At 66.7% G+C, this 21,743-nt stretch carries 19 protein-coding genes, 1 tRNA gene and 2 pseudogenes; 2 read left to right on the forward strand and 20 right to left on the reverse strand.

From position 1 onward, the window contains the following. On the forward strand, positions 1-461 hold a 461-nt coding region (locus HMPREF1023_RS14065), incomplete at its 5' end, for a SelB C-terminal domain-containing protein (protein WP_035579130.1). Between the two features lie 62 nt (positions 462-523). On the opposite strand, the gene HMPREF1023_RS15540 is transcribed toward HMPREF1023_RS14065, so the two are convergent. The 18 genes and pseudogenes from HMPREF1023_RS15540 to HMPREF1023_RS14145 form a co-directional block, all read right to left on the reverse strand. Beyond that, positions 524-620, reverse strand: a tRNA-Sec gene (locus HMPREF1023_RS15540). Between the two features lie 86 nt (positions 621-706). Beyond that, positions 707-1,549: an AmmeMemoRadiSam system radical SAM enzyme gene (gene amrS, locus HMPREF1023_RS14070; RefSeq protein WP_009307108.1), complete on the reverse strand. Its 843-nt coding sequence runs from the start codon at positions 1,547-1,549 to the stop codon at positions 707-709. Continuing rightward, on the reverse strand, positions 1,542-2,372 hold the full coding sequence (amrA, locus tag HMPREF1023_RS16045) for an AmmeMemoRadiSam system protein A (RefSeq protein WP_009307109.1): 831 nt from the start codon (positions 2,370-2,372) through the stop codon (positions 1,542-1,544). Before amrA ends, amrS begins: the two co-directional genes overlap by 8 nt. Beyond that, positions 2,339-2,965, reverse strand: coding sequence for a class III extradiol dioxygenase subunit B-like domain-containing protein (locus HMPREF1023_RS16050; protein ID WP_009307110.1), 627 nt, complete (start codon positions 2,963-2,965; stop codon positions 2,339-2,341). The genes amrA and HMPREF1023_RS16050 overlap by 34 nt, the downstream gene beginning before the upstream one ends. Positions 2,966-3,151: 186 nt before the next feature. Beyond that, positions 3,152-4,543 (reverse strand): APC family permease, encoded by a 1,392-nt coding sequence (locus HMPREF1023_RS14080; protein ID WP_009307111.1) that lies wholly within the window; start codon positions 4,541-4,543, stop codon positions 3,152-3,154. A gap of 213 nt (positions 4,544-4,756) precedes the next feature. Beyond that, positions 4,757-5,617: an aldo/keto reductase gene (locus HMPREF1023_RS14085; protein WP_009307112.1), complete on the reverse strand. Its 861-nt coding sequence runs from the start codon at positions 5,615-5,617 to the stop codon at positions 4,757-4,759. A gap of 444 nt (positions 5,618-6,061) precedes the next feature. Beyond that, a pseudogene (locus tag HMPREF1023_RS14090) lies at positions 6,062-6,349 on the reverse strand (peptide chain release factor-like protein); the annotation flags it as partial. Between the two features lie 223 nt (positions 6,350-6,572). Next, positions 6,573-8,246 (reverse strand): AMP-binding protein, encoded by a 1,674-nt coding sequence (locus HMPREF1023_RS14095; RefSeq protein WP_009307114.1) that lies wholly within the window; start codon positions 8,244-8,246, stop codon positions 6,573-6,575. Positions 8,247-8,258: 12 nt separating this feature from the next. Next, complete coding sequence (locus HMPREF1023_RS14100) at positions 8,259-8,810, reverse strand: helix-turn-helix domain-containing protein (RefSeq protein ID WP_009307115.1); 552 nt, start codon at positions 8,808-8,810, stop codon at positions 8,259-8,261. 9 nt (positions 8,811-8,819) lie between these two features. Continuing rightward, positions 8,820-9,356 (reverse strand): 2-oxoacid:acceptor oxidoreductase family protein, encoded by a 537-nt coding sequence (locus HMPREF1023_RS14105; protein ID WP_009307116.1) that lies wholly within the window; start codon positions 9,354-9,356, stop codon positions 8,820-8,822. Beyond that, positions 9,353-10,201 (reverse strand): thiamine pyrophosphate-dependent enzyme, encoded by an 849-nt coding sequence (locus HMPREF1023_RS14110; protein ID WP_009307117.1) that lies wholly within the window; start codon positions 10,199-10,201, stop codon positions 9,353-9,355. Before HMPREF1023_RS14110 ends, HMPREF1023_RS14105 begins: the two co-directional genes overlap by 4 nt. A 3-nt stretch (positions 10,202-10,204) precedes the next feature. Next, on the reverse strand, positions 10,205-11,287 hold the full coding sequence (locus HMPREF1023_RS14115; protein ID WP_009307118.1) for a 3-methyl-2-oxobutanoate dehydrogenase subunit VorB: 1,083 nt from the start codon (positions 11,285-11,287) through the stop codon (positions 10,205-10,207). 4 nt (positions 11,288-11,291) lie between these two features. Next, positions 11,292-11,498 carry a 4Fe-4S binding protein gene (locus HMPREF1023_RS14120; protein WP_009307119.1) on the reverse strand — a complete coding sequence of 69 codons (207 nt, stop codon included), beginning with the start codon at positions 11,496-11,498 and terminating at the stop codon, positions 11,292-11,294. Between the two features lie 72 nt (positions 11,499-11,570). Beyond that, the gene (locus HMPREF1023_RS14125) at positions 11,571-12,323 is read right to left on the reverse strand and encodes a hypothetical protein (protein WP_009307120.1); all 753 of its coding nucleotides are present in this window, start codon (positions 12,321-12,323) and stop codon (positions 11,571-11,573) included. After that, positions 12,323-14,104 carry an AMP-binding protein gene (locus HMPREF1023_RS14130; protein WP_009307121.1) on the reverse strand — a complete coding sequence of 594 codons (1,782 nt, stop codon included), beginning with the start codon at positions 14,102-14,104 and terminating at the stop codon, positions 12,323-12,325. The genes HMPREF1023_RS14125 and HMPREF1023_RS14130 overlap by 1 nt, the downstream gene beginning before the upstream one ends. A gap of 127 nt (positions 14,105-14,231) precedes the next feature. Continuing rightward, on the reverse strand, positions 14,232-14,813 hold the full coding sequence (locus HMPREF1023_RS14135) for a helix-turn-helix domain-containing protein (protein ID WP_009307122.1): 582 nt from the start codon (positions 14,811-14,813) through the stop codon (positions 14,232-14,234). A 263-nt stretch (positions 14,814-15,076) separates the two neighbouring features. After that, entirely contained in the window at positions 15,077-16,402 is a 1,326-nt protein-coding gene (locus HMPREF1023_RS14140) for a coproporphyrinogen III oxidase family protein (protein ID WP_009307123.1), read from the reverse strand. Positions 16,403-16,545: 143 nt separating this feature from the next. Further along, on the reverse strand, positions 16,546-17,940 hold the full coding sequence (locus HMPREF1023_RS14145) for a helix-turn-helix transcriptional regulator (RefSeq protein ID WP_009307124.1): 1,395 nt from the start codon (positions 17,938-17,940) through the stop codon (positions 16,546-16,548). A gap of 242 nt (positions 17,941-18,182) precedes the next feature. Between HMPREF1023_RS14145 and HMPREF1023_RS14150 the strand changes: the two genes are divergently transcribed. Further along, a complete protein-coding gene (locus tag HMPREF1023_RS14150; RefSeq protein ID WP_009307126.1) occupies positions 18,183-19,958 on the forward strand; it encodes an FAD-binding protein in 1,776 nt (591 codons plus the stop codon). An 85-nt stretch (positions 19,959-20,043) separates the two neighbouring features. On the opposite strand, the gene HMPREF1023_RS14155 is transcribed toward HMPREF1023_RS14150, so the two are convergent. Both HMPREF1023_RS14155 and HMPREF1023_RS14160 read right to left on the reverse strand, forming a co-directional pair. Beyond that, positions 20,044-21,465, reverse strand: a complete 1,422-nt coding sequence (locus tag HMPREF1023_RS14155; RefSeq protein ID WP_009307128.1) for a transcription antitermination factor NusB — start codon at positions 21,463-21,465, stop codon at positions 20,044-20,046. After that, positions 21,458-21,743 (reverse strand): annotated as a pseudogene (locus tag HMPREF1023_RS14160) (methionyl-tRNA formyltransferase); the annotation flags it as partial. The pseudogene HMPREF1023_RS14160 and the gene HMPREF1023_RS14155, both read right to left, overlap by 8 nt.

The raw sequence follows: 21,743 nt of genomic DNA on the forward strand, positions 1-21,743 counted from the left end.
TCGACGCGCTGCTGGACGACGCGGTCGCGCGCGGCGCCGCGGTGACGGACGGGGGCGAGGTGAGCCATCCCAAAGCCGGAGCAGGCGCGCGCAAGCTGGAGGAGCAGGCCGCCGAGCAGCTGCGCGAGACGCTGGCCGCCGCAGCCGGGGCGCCGCCGTCCACAGGCGAGCTCATCGCATCGAGCGGCCTAGACTCCTCGCTCGTCCACCGCGCGCTGGGAAGTCTGGAGAAGCAGGGCCTCGTACGGCGCATCGGAGCCGACTTCTACTTCGACGTATCGGCGCTGGCCGCCTTCGAGCAAGCCGTGCGCGCCCGTCTGGTTGACGGCCCCGCCACCGCAGCCGAGCTCAAGGACGCGATGGGCACCAGCAGGAAGTACGCCATCCCCCTGCTCGAGTACTTCGACTCCCAAGCCGTCACTCGCCGCGAAGGCGACACGAGGGTGCCGGGAGGAAGATGACGCCCCGAGGGAGGTTCTATCCGGGAATACGAAAAGCGCCCCGATCGGGGCGCTTGCGTTTCTGGCGGAGATGTGTGCGAATCGAACACACCCGAGACGTTCTGCACGCCTCACAGCGGCTTTGAAGGCCGTGGAGCCCACCAGGACCCATCCATCTCCAATAAGAAGGTGCCGTTTCGGCACCGTAGATATGATAGCGCATTTGTCCGCGACGAGGACGCGCGTTCCGAAATGTTGCGTATCGTTCAGCAATTCCCCAAAAGTACGTCGCTCAGGTGGCGACGCGCCACATCCGCCAGCGCATGGAGCGCGGACACGGGGGTTGGAGGCCGGTCGAGCATCCGATGGCACGGGAAGAAGCGCGTGAGATGGTACGGGATGGCGGGATCGAGCGATGCCAGCCAAGCCGCTGCCGCATCGATTTCGTCGGGATCGTCGTTGAGCCCGGGGATGACGAGCGTCGTCACCTCGAGGTGGCACGTCGGATCGGCCGCCAGCGTTTCGATGGTGCGCTTGACCGCGGACAGGTCGCCGCCCGCCGTATCGTAGAATCCCTGCGTGAACCCCTTGAGGTCGATGTTTGCCGCGTCCACGATGCCGAGGAGCTCGGTAAGCGGCTCTTCGTTCACCATCCCGTTGCTCACCAGCACGTTCGCAAGCCCCGCCTCGCTCGCGAGCCGTCCGACGTCCCGCACGTACTCGTAACCCACGAGCGGTTCGTTGTACGTGTACGCGACGCCTACGCATCCGCGATCGCGGGCCCGCAGCGCCAGGCCGACCGCCTCTTCGGGCGCCACGTAGCGCCATGCCGCATCCTCCGCGCCCGCGCAGGCGATATCCGCGTTCTGGCAGAACGGACAGCGCAGGTTGCACCCGTAGCTTCCCAGCGACAGCACGGTCGAGCCCGGGCGGAACCGCGCGAGCGGCTTCTTCTCCACCGGATCGAGCGCGATCGAGGTCACGCGCCCGTAATTCTCGTCGACGACCCGTCCACCGTAGGCAACGCGCGCCCTGCACAGCCCGCGCCGTCCTTCGGAAAGCGCGCAGGCGTGCGGGCACACGCCGCACACGGCGCGCCCGTCAGCCACGGCGCGGCTCTCCCCCGCGTTCGTGGCGCACCACCTCGAAGCGCTCCAGCTCCACGTCGTCGTCGAACAGGTCGATGCCGGCCTTTCGCTTCGCGATGTCCACCTGCTGCTGCGCCGAGTCCACGCCGTCGAGGTTCGGCAGCAGCAGCCCCCGCTTCCAGCCTTTCGTCACGATCACACCGTAGCGGGCCGGGTCCAGCTGGTCGATCGACTCGACGGGCATGGGCGTGAACAGCACATCCACCGAATACGACAGCGCGTCCAACTCGTCGGGGCGCACGGGCGGGAAGCGCGGATCCTCCGAAGCCGCCGCCACGCCGTTGCGCACGATCTCGGCGGCCGTGCTGCCCGTCACCGGCGAGATGGTGCCGATACAGCCGCGCAGCTCGCCGTGTTCGTGCAGCGACACGAACACGCCGGCGCGCTTGTCCGACAGCTCGGGCGGCAGGCCGTCGGGCACCGCTATGGGGTTGCCCGTGCGCACGAACCCTTCGACGCTGGCGCGGGCAAGCGCAACGTACGGGTCGACCGGCGCATCGTTCGCGGCTGCGTCGCGCGCACCGCTGCGATCCTCATCGCGGTCAACCGCGGTCCGCACGGCGCCGTCGCCGGCCGAGCCCTGCACCTCGAACGCGGCCACCGCGTAACCCACGCCGAAGGGGCCTTCGTAGCTGAGCAGCTCGTGCGAGATGGGAAGGCCTTCCAACGCGCCCGCCATGATCCAGAACGAGCGCAGGCCGCATTCCGCCGCCTCCTCGCCGAACGTCTCGTCTATCTCCAGCAGACCGCTCAAATCGCCCGCATCGAACAGCGCGGTGACCATACGTCGAACACGGGGCCCTGCGGAGCGTAGCCGTACGGGCCGTCGCTCGCAAGCTTATGGGACAAGTCGCCGCTGGCGATGAGGACGCAGCTGCGATCCAGATCGGCGGCCGCCTCGGCGATGCAGCGCCCCAGCGCGAGGTGCGTCTGGGGCGAGAGGCCCGACAGCCCGATGCGCACCACCTGGTACGTCGAATATGCCTCGTTCACGAAATGCAGCGGCACGATGGTGGCATGGTCGAGATCCTTCCCGCCCATGCCGCTGCCGCACAGCGGCACCGTGTGCTTGCGCGCGCACGCGGCTATGGCGGCCGTCATCTCGCCGTCGTATTGCACGGTCATGGAAGAGTCCCATGCGCCGAAGCGCCCCATGTCGCCGCGGTCGAAGTCGCCGGTGGACAGATGGAAGCAATCGCGGAACAGCGGGGCGTGGGGCGACACCACGACGATGGTCTCGGGCGCGTGCGCGGCGATGCGGCGCGCCACCTCGCGATACGCGTCGAGGGTGTCCTGGATGGCGCGCTCCTGGCCCCGGCCTACCTCGGGCATGGCGAGGGGCGGATGCGGCACGGCGTACGCGGCGACGATTCCCATGAGAGCTCCTTCCTGGAAGCGTTGACCGGGCGCGCCTCGAGCACGCGCGCGCCCTTCGGTGGCTCGATTGTACACCGCGCGAAGCGCCCTTGGCGCCCGCCTCCCCCGCTTGTGCCTATTCGGCACGCAAGCGTTGACGGATGCGCGCCGCCGTCGGCGCACGGCGTCCGCAGAAGGGCGAGCGCGCTACCCGTCCAGCTTGACGTCGCGTTTCAGCCCGTAGTGCAGCACGAGGTAGTACACGATGCCCGCCGCCATCCAGATGAGGCCGAGCACCTTCGCCGGCACGTCGAGGCTCCACCACGTGTAGCCGATCACCGCGATGCCGCACAAAGGCGACAGCAGATGCGCCGCCCAGCGGCCGTCGCGCTTCTTGACGAAGAAGTACCCGATGACGGTGACGTGCAGCATGAGGAAGGCGGTGAGCGCGCCGAAGTTCACGAACAGCGAGATGGTGTCGGTGCCCAGCCGCCCGAACGTCAGCACCAGCACGAGCGTGAGGGTCCCCACGAACAGCGACGCGACGTAGGGCGTGTGGTACTTCGGATGGATCCTCGCCAGCGGGCTGGGCAGCCCGCCCGCGCGCCCCATGGCGAAGAGAATGCGCGACACCGCCGTCTGCGCGGCCAGCGCTGTGAAGATGCCCCAGGCCAGCGCCGTGGCGACAGCGCACACGACGTACAGCCACCTGCCGCCCACCACCTGCGCCACCAGGTAGAAGGCGTTGCCCGAGTCGCCCGCGAACGCGGCTCCGTCGGGGCTGATGCAGCCCGCGATGTAGGTCTGCAGCACGAACAGCGCGCCCACGATGGCCAGCGACGCCATCATGGCGCGCCCCGGGCCGCGCCGGCCGTCCTTCGCCTCCTCCGACAGCGTGGCGATGCCGTCGAAGCCCAGAAACGACAGCACGCCCAGCGACACGGCGCTCATGACGAGGTTCGGATCGAACGTGGAGGGGTTGAAGAACGGGTCCAGCGAGAAACCGCGCGATGCGGGGTCGGCGAGCAGCCACCGGACGCCCAGCACGACGAAGACCAAAAGAACGAGGATCTCCAGCACGAGCGCCACGCGGTTCACGATGTCGGTGAGGCCGATGCCGCGCACGTTCACGAACGTGTTCGCCACCACGAACACCACGGCGAACGCCCAAGGCGGGATCTCGGGCACGAGGCCGGACAACGCCGTGGAGGCCACCACGTACATGAGCACGGGGATCAGCAGGTAGTCGAGCAGCAGCGTCCAGCCCGTCACGAAGCCGATGCCCTTGCCCAGGCCGCGCGAGGTGTAGGCGTACACCGAGCCCGCCACCGGCCACTCGCGTATGAGCATGCTGTAGGACAGCGCCGTGAACACCATGGCCAGCGTCCCCACGAGGTACACGAGCGCGGGCATGCCGCCCGAATCCGAGAACACGCCGCCGTAGATCCCCATCGGCGCGATGGGAACCATGAAGATGAGCCCGTACACGATCATGTCGGGCACGGTGAGCACGCGCTTGAGCTGCTGCTTGCCCGGCTGCCCGCCTCCGCTCGCCTCGGATGGGGCGCGCTTCGCGCCGTCGTGAGCTTCGTCCGCCATGCAACCGCTCCTTTCGTCAGACCGCTCGGATGCCCAGCGCGCAGGCGCCGAGGCGTACCCTGTCCACGATACGGCAGAGCCCGGAAGGAGCACGGCGGGGCAGCGCCGCCCTTGCCAACGCGTTGACCCGTTGTCGGCCGGGCGTTTCGCTGCGGGAGGCGCGGGCGGGCGCACAAGCGGAAAGCCCGCTTTCGCGGGCTTTCCGAACGGGCTTTAGAAGTCGATGGCGTCGGGATCGAGGCCGCTTTGGCCGAGGGGATCCAGCTCGTCGATGCGCTGCAGGTCCTCGTCGGTGATGTTGAACCAGAAGATGCGTGCGTTCTCGGCGATGCGCGACGGGTCCGTGGACTTCGGCAGCGGGATGGCCCGGCGCTGGAGGCACCAGCGCAGGCACAGCTGCGCCACCGTGCAGCCGTAGCTGGCCGCGATGTCGATGAGCAGCTGGTTCTCCAGCACGCGGCCCGAGCCCAGCGGCGACCACGCCTCCACCACGATGTCGTGGCGGTTGCAGAAGTCGCGCGTAACCTCCTGGTTGCAGCCGGGATGCAGCTCGATCTGGTCGACCATCGGCAGGATGTCGGCCGCATCCATGAGCGGCTCGAGATGATGGGGCTTGAAGTTGCTCACGCCGATGGCGCGCACGAGCCCGTCGAGGTAGAGCGTCTCGAGCGCACGCCACGTCTCCTGGTTCGTACGCTGCCAGTCGGCTTCGGCCCCCTTCGCAGCGGGCCAGTGGATGAGGTACAGATCGACGTAGTCGAGGTGCAGCTTGGCGCGTGACTCCTCGAAAGCCTTGAGCGTGGCGTCGTAGCCGCGATCGGTGTTCCACACCTTCGTGGTGACGAACACGTCCTCGCGCGACACGCCGCCCGAGGCGAGCGCCTTGCCCACCGTGCCCTCGTTGTCGTAGGCCGCAGCCGTGTCGATGTGGCGATACCCGTCGTGAAGCGCCTGATGGACGGCGTCGATCCCCACTTCGCCGTCGGGCATCTTCCACGTGCCGAACCCCAAACACGGGATGCCGTAGCCGTTTCGCAGGGTGATCCGGTCCTTCGGACTTTGCAAATCCGCCATGCGCGTGCTCCTTATCACTTATACGCCGCCCGCAGGCCGCGCAACCGTCGTTACGCGTCCCACGATACGCCCGCGCAACGCGCAGTCGCCGAACCGTAGCGCGTTCGTAGAAGGAAAGGAGCGAAACCGTTACGCACATGCCCGGTTCGACAGCGGAAAAGCGCATCCGCCGTCGACGCGCAAGCGCGCCCCCGAAGGGCTCGCCTTTCTCGACGCGGCTCGCAGGGCGGCTCGCGCAGGACGGCTCGCGGGAAGCAGGTCGCTCGCCCACCGTGCGGCCCGCCCGCCTGCTTCCTGCCCTCCGGTCGGCCTCGAATCGCACACTTTCTCGCCATATGATGCGTCCCTGGAGGTTCCGAAGGCCGCCCTCGCCCCTCGGCTTCCGCAGCGCTTCCCGTAATGCCCGGTCACGGCGTCGCGCCGTCCCGTCTCGGACGCTCCGCGTCACTCGTCGACGCGGCCGCGCTGCGCCTTCGTTTGGGAGCGGCGGCGCTTCTGGGCGAGACGGCGCTCCTTGGAAGCGCGGGTCGCCTTCGTGGCGCGGCGCGCCTTCGGCGGCACGGCCTCGCGCGCGAACCGGTCGCGCAGCTTCTGCAGGCACAGCTGGCGGTTGCGGAACTGGCTGCGCGATTCGCGGGACGTCGCTGTCATGCCGCTGGGCACGTGCGTCATGCGCACCGCCGAGTCGGTGGTGTTCACGCACTGCCCGCCCGGCCCGCTCGCGCGGAACGCCTGCACGTCGCAGTCGCGAGCGATGTCTTCGAGCGACATGCGCGCCCAACGGGCGTAGTCGCGGTATGTCGGCTCGTCGTGATCCATGGCCGCATCATAGCACGACGCCCGCGAACGCACGTCGTCGCCCGAAAAACACGGAATCGCTCCTGCAAGCGTGTTTTTCGGGCGACGATGCAAAGCCGGGCCTGTCGGCCGCCGACGCGGCCGGCAGGCCGGCCCCTTAATCCTCGATGCCGTCGTTGTTCCTGATCAGCTTGCGCTTGATCTTGCCGCCGATGGTCTTGGGCAACTCGTCGACGAACTCCACGATGCGCGGGTACTTGTAGGGCGCCGTCGTGTGCTTCACGTGGTTCTGCAGCTCGCGCACCAGCTCGTCGGAGGGCTCGTAGCCGCGCGCCAGCACGATGGTGGCCTTCACCACCTTGCCGCGGATGGGGTCGGGCGCGGCCGTGACGGCGCATTCCACCACGGCAGGATGCTCCACGAGGGCGCTCTCCACCTCGAAGGGCCCGATGCGGTAGCCCGAGCACTTGATGACGTCGTCGTTGCGGCCCACGAAGAAGCAGTAGCCGTCGGAGTCGCGCCACGCCATGTCGTGCAGGTTGTAGTACTCCCCGCCCACGGCCTCGCGCGTGCGGTCCTCGTCGCGGTAGTACCCCACGAACAGGCCCGGCGGATAAGCCTCCTTGAGCCCCGTCACGCAGATGGCGCCCTCCTCGCCGTCGGGCACTTCGTTGCCGTCGTCGTCCAGCAGCTTGATGTTCAAAAGCGGCGAGGGCTTGCCCATGGAGCCCGGGCGCGGGTCGACCCAGGGAAACGTCGCCAGCAGCACCGGGCCTTCGGTCTGGCCGAAGCCCTCGCGGATCCTCTTGCCCGTCAGACGCTCCCAAGCCAGCGTGACCTCGGCGTTCAGCGGCTCGCCCGCCGTGGCGAAGTTGTGCACGCTCGACAGGTCGTAGGCGCTCACGTCCTCCTGCAGCATGAAACGGTACATGGTGGGCGGCGCGCAGAACGTGGTCAGCTTGTAGTCCTGGATCTTCTGCAGCAGCTTCGTGGGCACGAACTTGTCCATGTCGTAGGCGAAGATGGTGGCGCCGGCGATCCACTGGCCGTAGATCTTGCCCCAGCCGAACTTCGCCCAGCCGCTGTCGGTCACGCTCATGTGCAGCGTGTCCTCCTCCACCTGCTGCCAGTACTTCGCGGTGATGATGTGGCCTAGCGGATGCGCGAAGTTGTGGCACACGGCCTTCGCGAGCCCCGTGGTGCCGGACGTGAAGTAGACGAGCATGATGTCCTTGCTCGTGACGCCCCCTTCGCCCGTCGGGCGCTCGAACTCGCCGGACTCGCCCTCGATCAGCTCGTCGAAGGGCGTCCAGCCGTCGCGCTCGCCCGCCACGATGATGCGGTTCTCGATGGACGGCGATTCGGGCAGCGCCTCCTCCATCTGGCCGCACACGTACTCGTCGTTCACGCAGACGACCGCCTTCACGCGCGCGCTGTCGGCTCGGTAGACGATGTCCTTCTTCGTCAGCTGCAGCGACGCCGGGATGATGGTGGCGCCCAGCTTGCACAGGGCGACGGCGCACACCCAGTACTCCCAACGGCGGCGCAGGATCATCATGACCACGTCGCCCTTGCCGATGCCCAGCTTGGCGAACGCGTTGGCCGCCTGGTTCGACAGCCTCGACAGGTCGGCGAACGTGAAGGTGCGCTCCTCGTCGCGGTCGTCGCACCACACGAGCGCGCGCTTCTCGGGCTCGACGCGCGCCCACTCGTCCACGACGTCGAAGCCGAAGTTGAACGCCTCGGGCACGTCGATCTTGAAGTTCTCGTAGAAGTCCTCGTACGAATCGAACTCGATGCGGGGGCAGTATTTTTTCAGGATATGGTTCACGGGCTGTGCTTCCTACTCTGCGATGATCGTCACGAATTTTGCAGGGACATCTCCGCCGCAGCGCTGGCCATGCGGGTGCTCCGGGTTGAAGTAGATGCTGTCGCCGGCGTTGAGCTCGAACTCCTTATCGGCCCAGGTGACCACGACGGTGCCCTCGATGACGAGGTTGAACTCCTGGCCGGTGTGCGTGACGAGCTTCGCCGGCTCGTCGGAGGGGTCGAGCACCACGAGCAGCGGCTGCATGATCTTGCCGGTGTAGCGCCAGGCGAGGTCCTCGAAGTGGTACCCCGGATAGCGGTCGACCTCGCGCCCTTCGCCCCAGCGCACCACCTGGTACGTGTCCAGCTTGGCCGCGGTCCCCGTGAGGATCTCGGTGAACTCCACGCCGAAGTGATGGGCCATGTGGTAGATGGCCGAGATGGGCACGTCGTCGCCGGTCTCCTCCCAGCGCGCGTACGTTTCCAGCGGCACCTCCAGCTCGGCCGCCATGTCCTCGCGCGAGACGTCGCACGCCTCGCGAAGGCCCTTGATGCGCAGGCCGATCTCGGCCAGTTCAGCTACCATGGTCGCTCCTTACGCGTCGATTCCCAGTTGCAGGGCCCGTTTGTTCATGTCGAGCATCGCCGTCTTCTTGGCGGGCACGCACTTCTCGATGGCCTTCCAGAGGGTCTCCTCCTCGCAGAAGCGCGTCTCGGCGAACAGCTTGCCGGCAAGGATGATGTTCGCCAGCTTCTTGAAGCCGGCCTCCTCGGCCATGGCCGTCGCGGGGATGGCGCACATGCGCACGCCCTCGATCTCGGGGATGCGCTGGACGAGCGTGGAGTCGGCCACCACGATGCCGCCTTCGGCCACGCTTGCCTCGAACTTGTCGAGGGACGGCTGGTTCATGGCAACGAGCACGTCGGGGGCGAGCACGAGCGGGCTGCCGATGGGGTCGTCGGAGAGGCACACGCTGCAGTTGGCGGTGCCGCCGCGCATCTCGGGGCCGTAGGAGGGCAGCCACGACACCTCGCGGTCTTCCAGCAAGCCGGCGTAGGCGATCAGCTTGCCGGCGAACAGCACGCCTTGGCCGCCGAAGCCGGCCAGCACCATGTTGACGGAGCGGCTCATCGCGCGCCTCCTTCCACCTGCGAGTCGGGGTGCGCGATGGGGCATGCGGCGTTGCGCGCCGAGGCCGCCTCGGCCGCGTCCGCGTAGCCCTCGGCCACCACGTCCTTGTACACGCCCAACGGATAGTACGGCAGCATGTTCTCGTTCATCCAGGCGAACGCGTCCTGCGGCGTCATGCCCCAGTTCGTCGGGCACGTGCCCACGATCTCGACGAGCGAGTAGCCGCGGCCGTCGATCTGCGTCTGGAACGCTCGTCTGATGGCCTTCTTCGCCTTGCGCACGTTCTTCGGGCAGTCGACGGTGACGCGCTCGAGGTACGCCACGCCGTCCAACGAGCTCAGAAGCTCGCACACGCGGATGGGGAAGCCGGCCGTCTCGGTGTTGCGGCCGTAGGGGGACGTCTGGGTCACCTGGTTCGGCAGGCTCGTGGGGGCCATCTGGCCGCCCGTCATGCCGTAGATGGCGTTGTTCACGAAGATGACGGTGATGTTCTCGCCGCGCGTGGCCGCGTGGACCGTCTCGGCCATGCCGATGGACGCCAGGTCGCCGTCGCCCTGGTAGGCGAACACCACGCCGTCGGGCAGCGCGCGCTTCACCGCGGTGGCCACCGCCGGGGCGCGGCCGTGCGCGGCCTCGATCATGTCGCAGCCGTAGAAGTCGTAGGACGTGACGGTGCAGCCGACGGGGGCGATGCCCACGGTGGAGCCTTCCACGTCCAGCTCGTCGAGGCACTCGGCCACGAGGCGGTTGACGATGCCGTGGGCGCACCCAGGGCAGTAGTTGGTGACGACGGGCAGGAGCGCATGGGGTCGTTCGAACACGACTTTCATTTCCTTGTCGGCCATGGCCTACTCCCCTCCTTTCGCGGATGCGGCGATTGCTTCGTTCATAGCCTCGAGCTTGGCCAGCACCTCCACCGGCGTCGGGATGACGCCGCCGGTGCGGCCGTAGAAATCCACCGGACGGCGGCCGGCCACGGTCAGGCGCACGTCGTCCACCATCTGGCCCATGTTCATCTCCACCGACAGGTAGGCCTTCGCCTGAGGGATGGTGGCCTCGATGGCGTCCACGGGGAACGGCCACAGGGTGATGGGGCGGATGAGGCCGGCTTTGACGCCCTTCTCGCGAGCCGCGACCACCGCGCTGCGCGCCACGCGGGCGCTCGCGCCGAACGCGACCACCACGATGTCGGCGTCGTCGGTCATGAACGACTCGGCGCGCTGCTCGTCGCGCTCGATGGCGGCGTAGCGCTCGTAGCGCTCCACGTTGAGGTCCTCCAGGGCCTCGGCGGTGAGGTACAGCGAGTTCACCACGTTGTGGGGACGCCGGTGCTTGTGACCGTTGGTGGCCCAGGGCTTCTCGGGCAGCGAGTCGATGGGCTCGGGCATGACCACGGGCTCCATCATCTGGCCCAGCATGCCGTCGGCCAGGATCATGACGGGCGTGCGGTACTTGTCGGCCACGTCGAAGGCCGAGTACACGTAGTCGGCCATCTCCTGGACAGTGGACGGCGCGTACACCACCACGCGGAAGTCGCCGTGGCCGAGCGCGCGCGTGGCCTGCCAGTAGTCGGCCTGCGACGGCTGGATGCCGCCGAGGCCCGGGCCGCCGCGCTGCACGTTGATGATGACGCCGGGCAGATCGGCGCCGGCCATGTAGGAGATGCCCTCGCCCTTGAGCGAGATGCCCGGCGACGAGGACGACGTCATGACGCGCGCGCCGGCCGCAGCCGCCCCGTACACCATGTTGATGGCCGCGATCTCGCTTTCGGCCTGCAAGAACGTGCCGCCGACCTTCTCCATGCGCTTGGACATGTAGGCCGCGAGCTCGGTCTGCGGCGTGATGGGGTAGCCGAAGAAGAAGCGGCAGCCGGCGCGCAGGGCGCTCTCCGCCAAAGCCTCGTTACCCTTCATGAGCACTTTCTCTGCCATGGGTCTACCTCTCTACCGTGATCGCTACGTCAGGGCACATGACCGCGCAGGACATGCAGCCCGTGCACGCGTCCAGGTCGGTGCAGTACGCGGGGTGGTAGCCCTTCGCGGTGATCTTGTCGTGGTCGAGCGCCATGATCTGCTCGGGACATGCGTCGACGCACAGGCCGCACCCCTTGCAGAAGGAGTCGTCTACGCTGATTCTCGCCATGATTCGCCTTCCTCGTCTCGTCCGAATGCATAAACGGCCGGACTGGAACCGTCCGGCGCGCAGCTCTCTTGTCTATTCCCAGGGAGTTCTTACATATACTTGCACAGGATAGTACGTTTGCCGATCCTCATTCGGCGCGCGGTGGGTAGTTTCCCGGTCGGCGACCTGGCGCGCCGCCGCGGCGGGCACCGTGGTGCATGCCAGGGGCAGCCCGGCCGCCTGCGCGACCGCTTGCGCGAACGGCACGCCCTGCTCCACGACCTGGGCGTCGGTGTCGCGCTGCAGGTGCGTGTTGTTCACGACGCACGTGGCGCGCAGGTGCGACTTCGCCTCGATCTCGCGCAGCACCTCCACCGCCTCGGCGGGCTCCTGCGTGAGGTTGCGGCTGCGGTTCACCACGTACAGCATCTCGTAGGGAGCCTGCTCGACCGTGCGCGCGAAGCGCCCGAGCGCCGTGGCGCCCGCGTCGTCGCCGCCCGCGTCGACGAGCACGAGAGGGCGCTCGTCGCCGTCGCGCCAGGCGCGCTGCGCGGTGTCGATAGCCGGTTCGATGGTGCCCGACAGGCTGGGCCCGTCCACGTTCGTGCCTGCGAACACGGGCGCGACCAGGCGGATGCCGCGCTCGTCGAGCAGCGCGCGGTAGTCGCTGGAGCGGAAGAAGGGGTTCACCACGTCGAGGTCGATCACCGTGACCGCGCGCCCCGCCGCAGCCGCGTCGAGCGCGATGTTGAGCGTCAGGTTCGTCTTGCCCACGCCGTAGTGCCCGCACACCACGGCTACAGGCGCATCGAGGGGAAGCGGCGGGGCTGCGTCTTCTACCGCCATCACACGAGGCCTTCCGGGGCCTTCGCCGCCTCGTCCGACTCGCGGATGGCCGCGCGGCGGATCTTGCCGTTCACGGTCTTGGGCAGCGCGTCCACGTACTCCACGATGCGGGGGTACTTGTACGGCGCGGTCTTGCGCTTCACCCAGGTCTGCAGCTCGCGCGTCAGCTCGGATGAGCCCTCGAAGCCCTCGGCCAAAACGACGGTGGCCTTCACGGCCTTGCCGCGCGTGGGATCGGGCACGCCGGTGACGGCGCACTCGCGCACCGCCTCGTGCTCCAGAAGCACGCTCTCGATCTCGAAGGGGCCGATGCGGTAGCCGCTCGACTTGATCACGTCGTCGTTGCGCCCGACGTACCAGAAGTAGCCGTCCTCGTCGCACCACGCGGTATCGCCGGTGTGGTACCAGCCATCGTGCATGGCGGCCGCGGTCTTCTCGGGATCGCGGTAGTATTCCAGCATGATGCCGGCGGCCTTCTCGTGGATGTCGATGCACACCTCGCCCGTCTCGCCCACCGCGCAGCGGGTGCCGTCGTCGCGCTGGATCTCCACGTTGTACAGCGGCACCGGCTTGCCCATGGAGCCGGGGCGCGGGGCGGAGTTCGTCAGGTTCGCGATGGTCAGCGGCGTCTCGGTCTGCCCGAAGCCCTCGTAGATGACGAGTCCCGTGTGCTCCTTCCAGAAATCGAACAGATCGGGGTTCAAGGCCTCCCCCGCCGTCGTGGAGTACCGAAGCGAGCTCAGGTCGTAGGCGTCGACGTTCTCGGTCATCATCATGCGGTACATCGTGGGCGGGCAGCACAGCGTGGTGATGCGGTGCTCGCCGATGAGCGACAGGATCTCGGAGGGGTGGAAGCGGTCGAAGTCGTACGTGAACACGCACGCCTCCATGAGCCACTGGCCGTAGTACTTGCCCCACACGGCCTTGCCCCAGCCCGTGTCGGCGATGGTGAAGTGCAGGCCGTCGGGATCCACGTTGTGCCAGTGCTTCGCGGTGACGAGGTGCGCGATGGCGTACTCGGAGTCGTGCAGCACCATCTTGGGGTTGCCCGACGTGCCGGACGAGAAGTACATGAGCATGGGGTCGGCCGCCGCCGTCTCGCGGCGCTCGAAGTCCTCGGACGCGGCGCGCACGCACGTGTTGAAGTCGAGCCAGCCCGCGCGCTCGACGCCCGCCGCGCACACGCCCTCCGGCCCCGACAGCGCCTCGCCCAGCGGCAGGCCGTCGTCGGGGAACACGAGGTTGCCGTCGGCGTCCTCGGGCGTGAGGCCGCCGCCCGCGCCGTTCACGAGGATGCGGCGCTCGAGCGTGGGGCACGCGTCGGCCACGCGGTCGCACACTTCCGCGATGTCGCCGAGCGACGTGGCGATGACGGCCTTGACGGACGCGCCGTTCAGACGGTATTCCAGGTCGTGCTCCTTGAGCATGAAGGTGGCGGGCACCATGACGGCGCCCAGCTTCGCCAGCGCGGTGGCCACGAACCAGAACTGGTAGTGGCGCCGCAGGATGACCATGACCATGTCGCCGCGGCCGATGCCCTGCTCGGCCAGGAAGTTCGCCGTCTTGTCCGACCAGCGCTTCATGTCGGCGAACGTGAACACGTGGTTCTCGCCCTCGGGGTTGCACCACACCATGGCGCGGCGGTCGGGGTCGTTCGCGGCGATGTCGTCGACCACGTCGTAGCCGAAGTTGAAGTCTGCCGGGCAGTTCACGTCGAACGAGACGAGCACGCCGCCCTCGTCGTAGGCTTCGTTCACGTAGCGGAGGTTGATGTTTCTCATGATGGTGTCTTTCTCGGAAGATCGATGCAGCGGAAGGATCCGCCGCGAGACGGATGGGATCATCGGATGCGGGGCGCATGCGCCGGGGCTTCGTTCGGCTTCTCGCCGCCTGCCCGGGGCGCTGCGCCTAGATAATCTCCCCGTTCGGCTTCATGACCACCGCGAGGAAGGTGCACGGCTCGCCGCCCGTGGCGATCATGCCGTGGCCGCGGCCGGAATCGTACATGAGCAGATCGCCCGCCTCGAGCTCCTCGATATGGTCCTCGTAGGCGAAGCGCATGCGACCCGAGATGATGTAGTCGAGTTCCTGGCCCTTGTGGTAGGACAGGTGGATGGGCGCGTCCTGCTCTTCCTCGAGGTACGGCGCCGTCACCAGGAAGGGCTCGGCCAGCTTGTTCTTGAAATGGGGGGCCTTGTGCAGGTACTCGAAGCCCGCGCGGCGCTTGATGGACAGGCCTTCCGCGGCGCGCGTCAGCGAATAGCCCGACAGATGCGGATCCTCGCCGGTCAGAAGCTCGATGACGTCGACGCCCAGGCGCTGCGCGCACTTGTAGAGGAACGTGAACGACAGGTCGTGCTGCCCCGATTCCTGCGCGGCGTACTCGGCTGTCGAGCGTCCCGTCGCGTCGGCCATCTCCTGCATGGTGATGTCGAGGTCTTCGCGCAGGGCCCGAATTCGCCCAGCCACCTCTTCGATGTTCGGCTCCATGCTCGCTTGACCTCCTTCTGGTATGTCGTCGGAATAAAAGTCTATCTATTGTATAGCAAACCGCTTCGATTCAGGGGAAGACGAAACCATTTGGAAACAAAAAAGCGGCCCGCGGGTGACGACGACCCAGTTGTCATCCTGAACGGAGCAGCGACGCTGCGTAGTCGAAGGACCCCGCGCGGCGATAGCCGGAAGCGCCCCGACTGACGCCGTGCGGGATCCTTCGACTCCGGCCTTCGGCTTGCGCTCAGGATGACAATCTCTTAGGCGGGGACGCCCTCGCCGAACAGGAGCTCGCGCTCCGGGCCGGTCAGCGCGGCGCGCGCCTGGTCGCGCAGGTTGTTCATGCCGCTGAGGAACTGGCGGTACATGACCACGGTCAGGTAGCGCCCGATGGGCGTCAGCGTCAGCTCGTCGGCGTTGTCGGTTTCGAACGCCCTGCTCAAGCGCATGAACGCCAGCTCCATGGGAAGGCCCGTCTCGATGCTGCAGCCGAAGTCGCGCTCGAAGGCGCGCTTGTCCAGGCGCAGCTTGTACAGATCGAGCAGGAAGCGGTAGCGCATGAGGTCGCGCTTGCTCATCTCGGTCTTGCCCATGATGGACATGCGCCCGCTCTCGATGGCCGCGTTGTAGTCTTTGATGCTGAAGTTGTTCACGTACAAACAGCCGTTCAGATGCGTGATGGAGCCGCTGCCGATGGCCGGGTACTCGTCGTAGTTCACCTGGTACTCGTCGATCTGAGGCGCGTCGGCCGGCTTGCCTTCCTTGTCGGGGCGCGTGAACGTCCACAGCGTGGTGCGGTCGAACAGCGGGTCGTCGCCGCCGGCCAGCACGCCGTCGAGGATCTGGTAGTAACGGTACTCGCGGTCGTAGTCCATCGCGCCTAACGTAGCGGCCATTTTGCGCGTAGTGGCCGACGACACGTACAGCGGCGAGAACGTGGTCTGGCGGCAACCGGACAGCGCGATCTTCTCGAGGTCGGCCATGAGAACGTCCTCAGTCTGCGAGGGGAAATTGAAGATCATGTCAACGTTCAGCGAGTCGAAGTACGGCTCCGCCTCGGCGATGCGCTCCAGGATGACGTCGCCGCTGCCGTACTTCTCGTAGCGGTCCATCTGCTTGAGCAGATCGTCGTCGAAGCTCTGCACGCCCACGCTCAGACGCTGCACGCGGCCCTGCAGCTTGTCCAGCCACGGCTGCGTCAGGTGGTTCGGGTTGGTCTCGGAGGCCACCTCCCTGATGTTGAACTCGTCGCGCGCCAGATCGAGCGTCTCGCACAGCTCGTCGATCATGACGGTGGGCGTGCCGCCGCCCACGTAGATGCTCTCGAAGTCGTAGCCGAGGTCCTTCAGCATCAGCATCTCTTTGCGCATGTTCGCGAAGTAGGGCCGGGCGACCTCCTCGCGAAACGGGTAGCGGTTGAAGCTGCAATACGGGCACAGGCGCTCGCAGAAGGGGACGTGCATGTACAGCATGTACTTCTGCCCCGGCGTCGCCGGGGGCATCGTGGTCTCGCTCGTGGGGTTGAGCGCCAGATGCTGCTTGGTCATGGTGTGGATCAGGCGCGACAGTATGCGCTCGGAAAGCATGTGAGTCTCCTATTCGCTTCAAAGATTTCGGTTCCCATAGTAAGGCTTTTCCGGAGATTTGCACCCGCCATTCGTCCTCGTCCATAAAGAAAAACGGGCCCGGGCGCATGTCCCGGGCCCGTATCCTCGCCGCAACGGCATTTTCAGCTTTTATGGAACAAGTCGAGCAGCTCCTCTTTCGAATGGACATCCATCTTGGCGTAGATGCGCTTGATGTGGGTTCGCACCGTGTTCACCGACAGGAACTGCTCGTCGGCGATGTAAGGGGCGCTCCTGCCTTGAGCCAGGTAGACGAGCGTTTCCAGCTCGCGCTTCGAAAGACCGTAGCGGCTCGCGAGGGCAAGGCAACGCTCGTCGGCGTTCTTCTCCGCGCTCGGAAGCGGCGCCGTCGCCGAGACATGGGAACGAACGGCCAGCCGGACGGCGACGGCGGCCAGGTAGACCGCTTCGAACGACAGGCTGACGCCGCTGGCAATCCGATCGCCTAACAACGGCCAGACCACGAAGAAGCCTAAGAACAAGATCGCCAAGGCGGCGCAGCACAGTCCCGAAACAAACGCCGAGGCAAGCCCGTTTCTCACTTCCTTGCTGAATCCCGCTATCAGCAAAGTCACTACCGAAGCCTGCAGGAATCCCAAAGGGATGTTGGATGCCACTTGCCCGAAGCCTTGCTCCCAGGCGCCAAGAAACCAGCTGACCATTACTCCCGCCGTGGCCAGCACCGGCACCACCACGAAAGCATCGTCGACCAAGCGCCCCTGCTTCCACCGCGAAAGGAACAGGAACAGCACCGCACTCAGCATCATCCCCGCGACAAGCCCCCATGAAGTCTCGATTTGCGGATTGTTGACCATGTCCGCGCCCCGCATGTTGCCAGACCAGCTGAACGCAACCAGAAGAATGCACGGCACGAGCGCCGCAAAGACGACCCAGTTGCGCTCGAGCATGCCGCGCGTGCGAACGAGCGCGCTCTCTTCGTCGGCGGACGTCGGCGCAGGCAGGTCCTTGTCCTGGCTCTTCATCTGAAGAAAAGAGAGCATGAGCAGCACGCCGAACAGGCCGCCCTGCCACGGCTGGGGAAGAAGCAGGAGCGCAACCCGAAACAGCCCGGCGAAGAGGCAGACGAGCGCTAGCACGGCGACGGCCTTCTGTTGCCCCAACGACCCGAACGACGCGCCCCAGTACACACACGAGGTTCCCAGCCCGAAACCAAACAGGGCACCGCAGCCGACGCCCATCGGAATTTCGATCCCCGGCACCCGCACGAATTCGAACGCGACAAAACCAAGCGAGGCAAGCAGACCGCCAAAAGCCATCAAGCGCTTCGGGTCGTCGGCGGACAGGGCGAAACGAACCGCCGCAAGCAGGCATACAAACGCAAACGAGATCAGCGAGGATAGCAGAAACTCCTCGGAACCCGCCCCGATCCCGAATATCCCCGATTGAGGCGCGGCCCCGTCAAGCAAGGTTGCCAGGCAAACGGCCAGCCCGACCGCGCCTGCATGTTCTAAGAAAAGCCGCACTTCACCTGAAGCCATCGAGCGCACATCCTTCTCTCTTTGCGCCGGACGATCGTCACGGCACTCGCTGTCTGCGAACCTTCATTTTATAAGACAATACCCTGTCAAACGCGAGAATCACCCATTGTGAGTGACAAAAACGACGTCGCTAACGCGATCGAGCGACAGACACGGACAGCCGAACGCCTTATGGTTCGTTCATGGTCGAAATCCCAAGAACCAACGACTGCAAGCGAAGTTCGATCATCGAAGGAGGAACGATGGAGGATCTATCAAGAAGGACCTTTCTAAGGGGAGCGCTGCTGGCAGGTGCCGGAGCCGTTGGAGCGGGGGCGCTCACGGCCTGCGCGCCCCAGACGACCGAGAGCAAGAGCGCCGGTGCATCGGCCGCCGCCGACGACGCGACGGTCAATGGAGACTACCCTTGGCCCGTCAACCCGCCCGAGATCGCTGCCGAGGACGTGGAAGAAGAGGTTTCGGCCGATATCATCATCGTCGGGCTGGGCATCGCCGGCGTGGCGGCCGCCCGCTCCGCCGTCGAAGAGGGCGCGTCCATCATCGCGTTCGAGAAGTCCGAGAAGCCTAATGTCCGCTCCGGCGACTTCGCCATCATGGGCGGCGAGACCATGAAGCGCTGGGGTCGCGAGAATATCGTCGACATCGACGAGGCATGCGACCACGAGGTTGAAGAGGGGTCGTATTTCCCGAAGCGCTCCATCTACACGAAGTGGGCGAAGCACAGCGGCGAGGCCTTCGACTGGTACCTCGAAGCCGTGCCCGACATCTACTACGCCGAAAGCTCGATCGCGGAGATTCCCGATGGCGTCGAGCAGTACATCACCCCGTACTTCGTGCCCCTGCCGGACGGCTACGACTTCACCAAGGAGGCGTTCCCCTGCTATCCCAGCTCGGTGTCCTGTTATCCCGACCAGAAGTTCATCTTCGAGGCCAACTGGGACATGGTCGTCGGGACGGGGCTGATGGACGCGCGCTTCGGCCATTTCGCCGAGAAGCTGGAGAAGGACGGCGATCGCGTGAGCACGGTGTACGCCCGCAACGCCGAGACCGGCAAGTACGTCAAGGCGACCGCGAGCAAGGGCGTCATCCTCGCGACGGGCGAGTACTCGTCCAATCCCGAGTTCCTCAAGTTCTTCTGCCCGGCCACGGTAGAGAACGAGATCCAAGTGTGGTGGCCCGACATGGACGTCGAAGGCAAGCCCGTCAACCAGGGCGACGGCCTCAAGCTGGGCAACTGGGTGGGCGCCGCCGTGCAGCAGCACCATGCCCCGATGATCCACTGGATGGGCGGCACCTACGGCGGCACGGGCATGGACATGTCCCCGGTCGGCACCGCGCCGTTTCTATACCTGAACAAGGACGGCAAGCGCTTCACGAACGAAGACATCCCGGGCCAGCAGATGCAGAACCAGATCGAGAACCAGCCCGGTCGCATGCTCTTCCAGTTCTTCGACGGGAACTGGGCCGAGCAGTGGGCCTCCTTCCCGATCAAGCACGGCAAAGCGACCTACCAGATGGAAAGCCCGACCGGACGCGTCGAAGCCACCGCATCGCCTTCCGACTACATATCGCAGACGAACATCGATCTAGCGGTGGAAGCCGGCGTGCTCTTGAAGGCCGATACCCTCGACGAGCTGCTTACCCTGTGCAAAGAAAAGGGGCTCGACATCGAGAACGCCAAAGCGTCCATCGAGCGCTACAACGAGCTTGCCAAGGCCGGCAAGGACGAGGACTTCGGCAAGATCGCCTCGCGCCTGTTCCCGGTGGAGACCGCACCGTTCTACGCCACGCCGTGTCGCCAGGGCGACATGCTCGTGTGCATCGGCGGTCTGGTTTCCGACGAGGAATGCCACGTGTTCGACGAAGAGAAGCGGGTCATACCTGGATTCTACGTGGCAGGCAACGTCCAGGGGAACCGCTTCGCCGTGCAGTACCCCATCGCTTTCAAGGGCGTCAGCCATTCGATGGCGCTATACTACGGCTACGTGGCCGGCAAGAACGCCGTCGCCGGAGCCTAGGCGCCGCAAAACCGCATACCCTCCCCTCCATACGCCGCCCGAACCTCCTCTGAGAGGGTCGGGCGGCACCTCGCGCGAGGAGGCTTTACGCGATGCGCTCGAAACGGACGGCGAAGTGGGCGTCCGAGGAGCCGGGAGACAGGCGCGTGGCCACGCAGGAGCGGCCGTTGACGGGCGCCAGTTTGAAGCCCGCGCCGGCCTCGCTTTCGAGGAAGGCCTTCACCACGCCGTTGTTCTCCTCGCGCGTCACCGTGCACGTGGCGTAGGCCAGCGTGCCGCCCAAAGCCACGTGAGGCGCGGCGGACTGGAGCATGCCCAGCTGCACGCGCGCGAACTCCGCGATGTCGGCCGGCTTGATGCGCCAGCGGATCTCGGGATGGCGGCGCAGCGTGCCCAGCCCCGAGCATGGCGCATCGATGAACACCTCGTCGAAGGCGCGGTCCCCCACCACGGCGTCCAGCTCCAGCGCGTCGCCCGTGAGCGCCTCGGCCACCTCCGCGCCGTAGCGCTCGGCGCGCTCCAGCAGAAGCCGCGTCTTGAATGCGTGGTTGTCGAGCGTCGACAGGACCAGCTGCGAGCCGTAGGCGCGCGTCGCGTCGCTTTGCAGCAGGATGGTCTTCGTGGCGCGCCCGGCGCCCACCTCCAGAAGCGACGAAGGCTTCCGCTCGGGCAGCACCGAGGCGGCAACCAGCTGCGAGGCGGCGTCCGTCACGAGGATCTTGCCCTGCGAGAACATCCGCTTCACCTCGGGAAGCAGCAGCGCGCGCGTGTCGAGCACGCGGTAGCAGCCGGCAACGTCCACGCCGTCCACCGACACCGGGTCCAGCCCCTCGTCCAGCTTGTCGAACGCCTTGACCAGCGCCTCGTCAGTCGTCTTCGCCGCGTTGACGGCGATGAACAGCGGCGCCTGCTCGTTCGAGGCGCGCATGAAGTCGAGAGCCTCCTGCGGTCCGAGGTCGGCGATGAGCTTGCGCGCCAGCCACAGGGGGAACGCATGCAGGCGCGCGAGCGCCTCGGGGTCGCGCATGGGATCGCCGAAGGGGAACGCTTGGCGCATGAGCACGATCTTGCGCAGCACCGCGTTCGCCAGACCCGACGCGCTCATCGCGAAGGAGCGCACGAGCTCCACGCCCTGGTCGACGGCCGCATGCGGCGTCTTGCCCAGGAAGACGATCTCGTAGGCGCTCACTCGCAGCGCGTCGCGCACGTCGGGCTTCACGTCGCTGGGCGCGTTGAGCGCGCGGTCGATGATCTCGTCGAGCGTGCCCGTGGAGCTGACCACGCCGAGGGCCAGCTTCGTGGCGAATGCGCGATCCTCCGACGAGAGGTCCGAACGGTCGATGCGCGTGCCGATGACGTCCTGCGCGAACGCGTCGCGCTCGCGCACGGCGCGCACCACGTCGAGCGCGGCCAAGCGCGCGGGGCTGGCCTTCGAGCGCGGCTTCTTCTGAGGGTTCTTAGGTCCGGCGTAGCCTTGGGGCTTTCGCGGCTCGGATGCTTCAGGCATGGGTTTCCTCCCAGGTCAGGCCGCCGTCCTTGATTCCCTGGACGCCCGCGGCGAACGAACGCGCGTCCATGGTCTGCTTGCCGTCGGGCTTGAGCGCGCCCACCTCGAGCGCGCCGTCCGCCATGCCGAGGAACAGGCGCTTGCCCGCGAAGCGCACCTCTCCCGGACGGATGCCCGCCGCAAGCTCGCGTCCCGCCGCGTCCTCGGGCTCGCGCGCCTCGAGCACGGTGGCGTTGCGCCCGGCGACGACGGCGCGGGACGGGTGCGCCGCGCTCGAC

The sequence above is a fragment of the Eggerthella sp. 1_3_56FAA genome (assembly GCF_000185625.1).
Taxonomy (GTDB): Bacteria; Actinomycetota; Coriobacteriia; order Coriobacteriales; family Eggerthellaceae; genus Eggerthella; species Eggerthella lenta.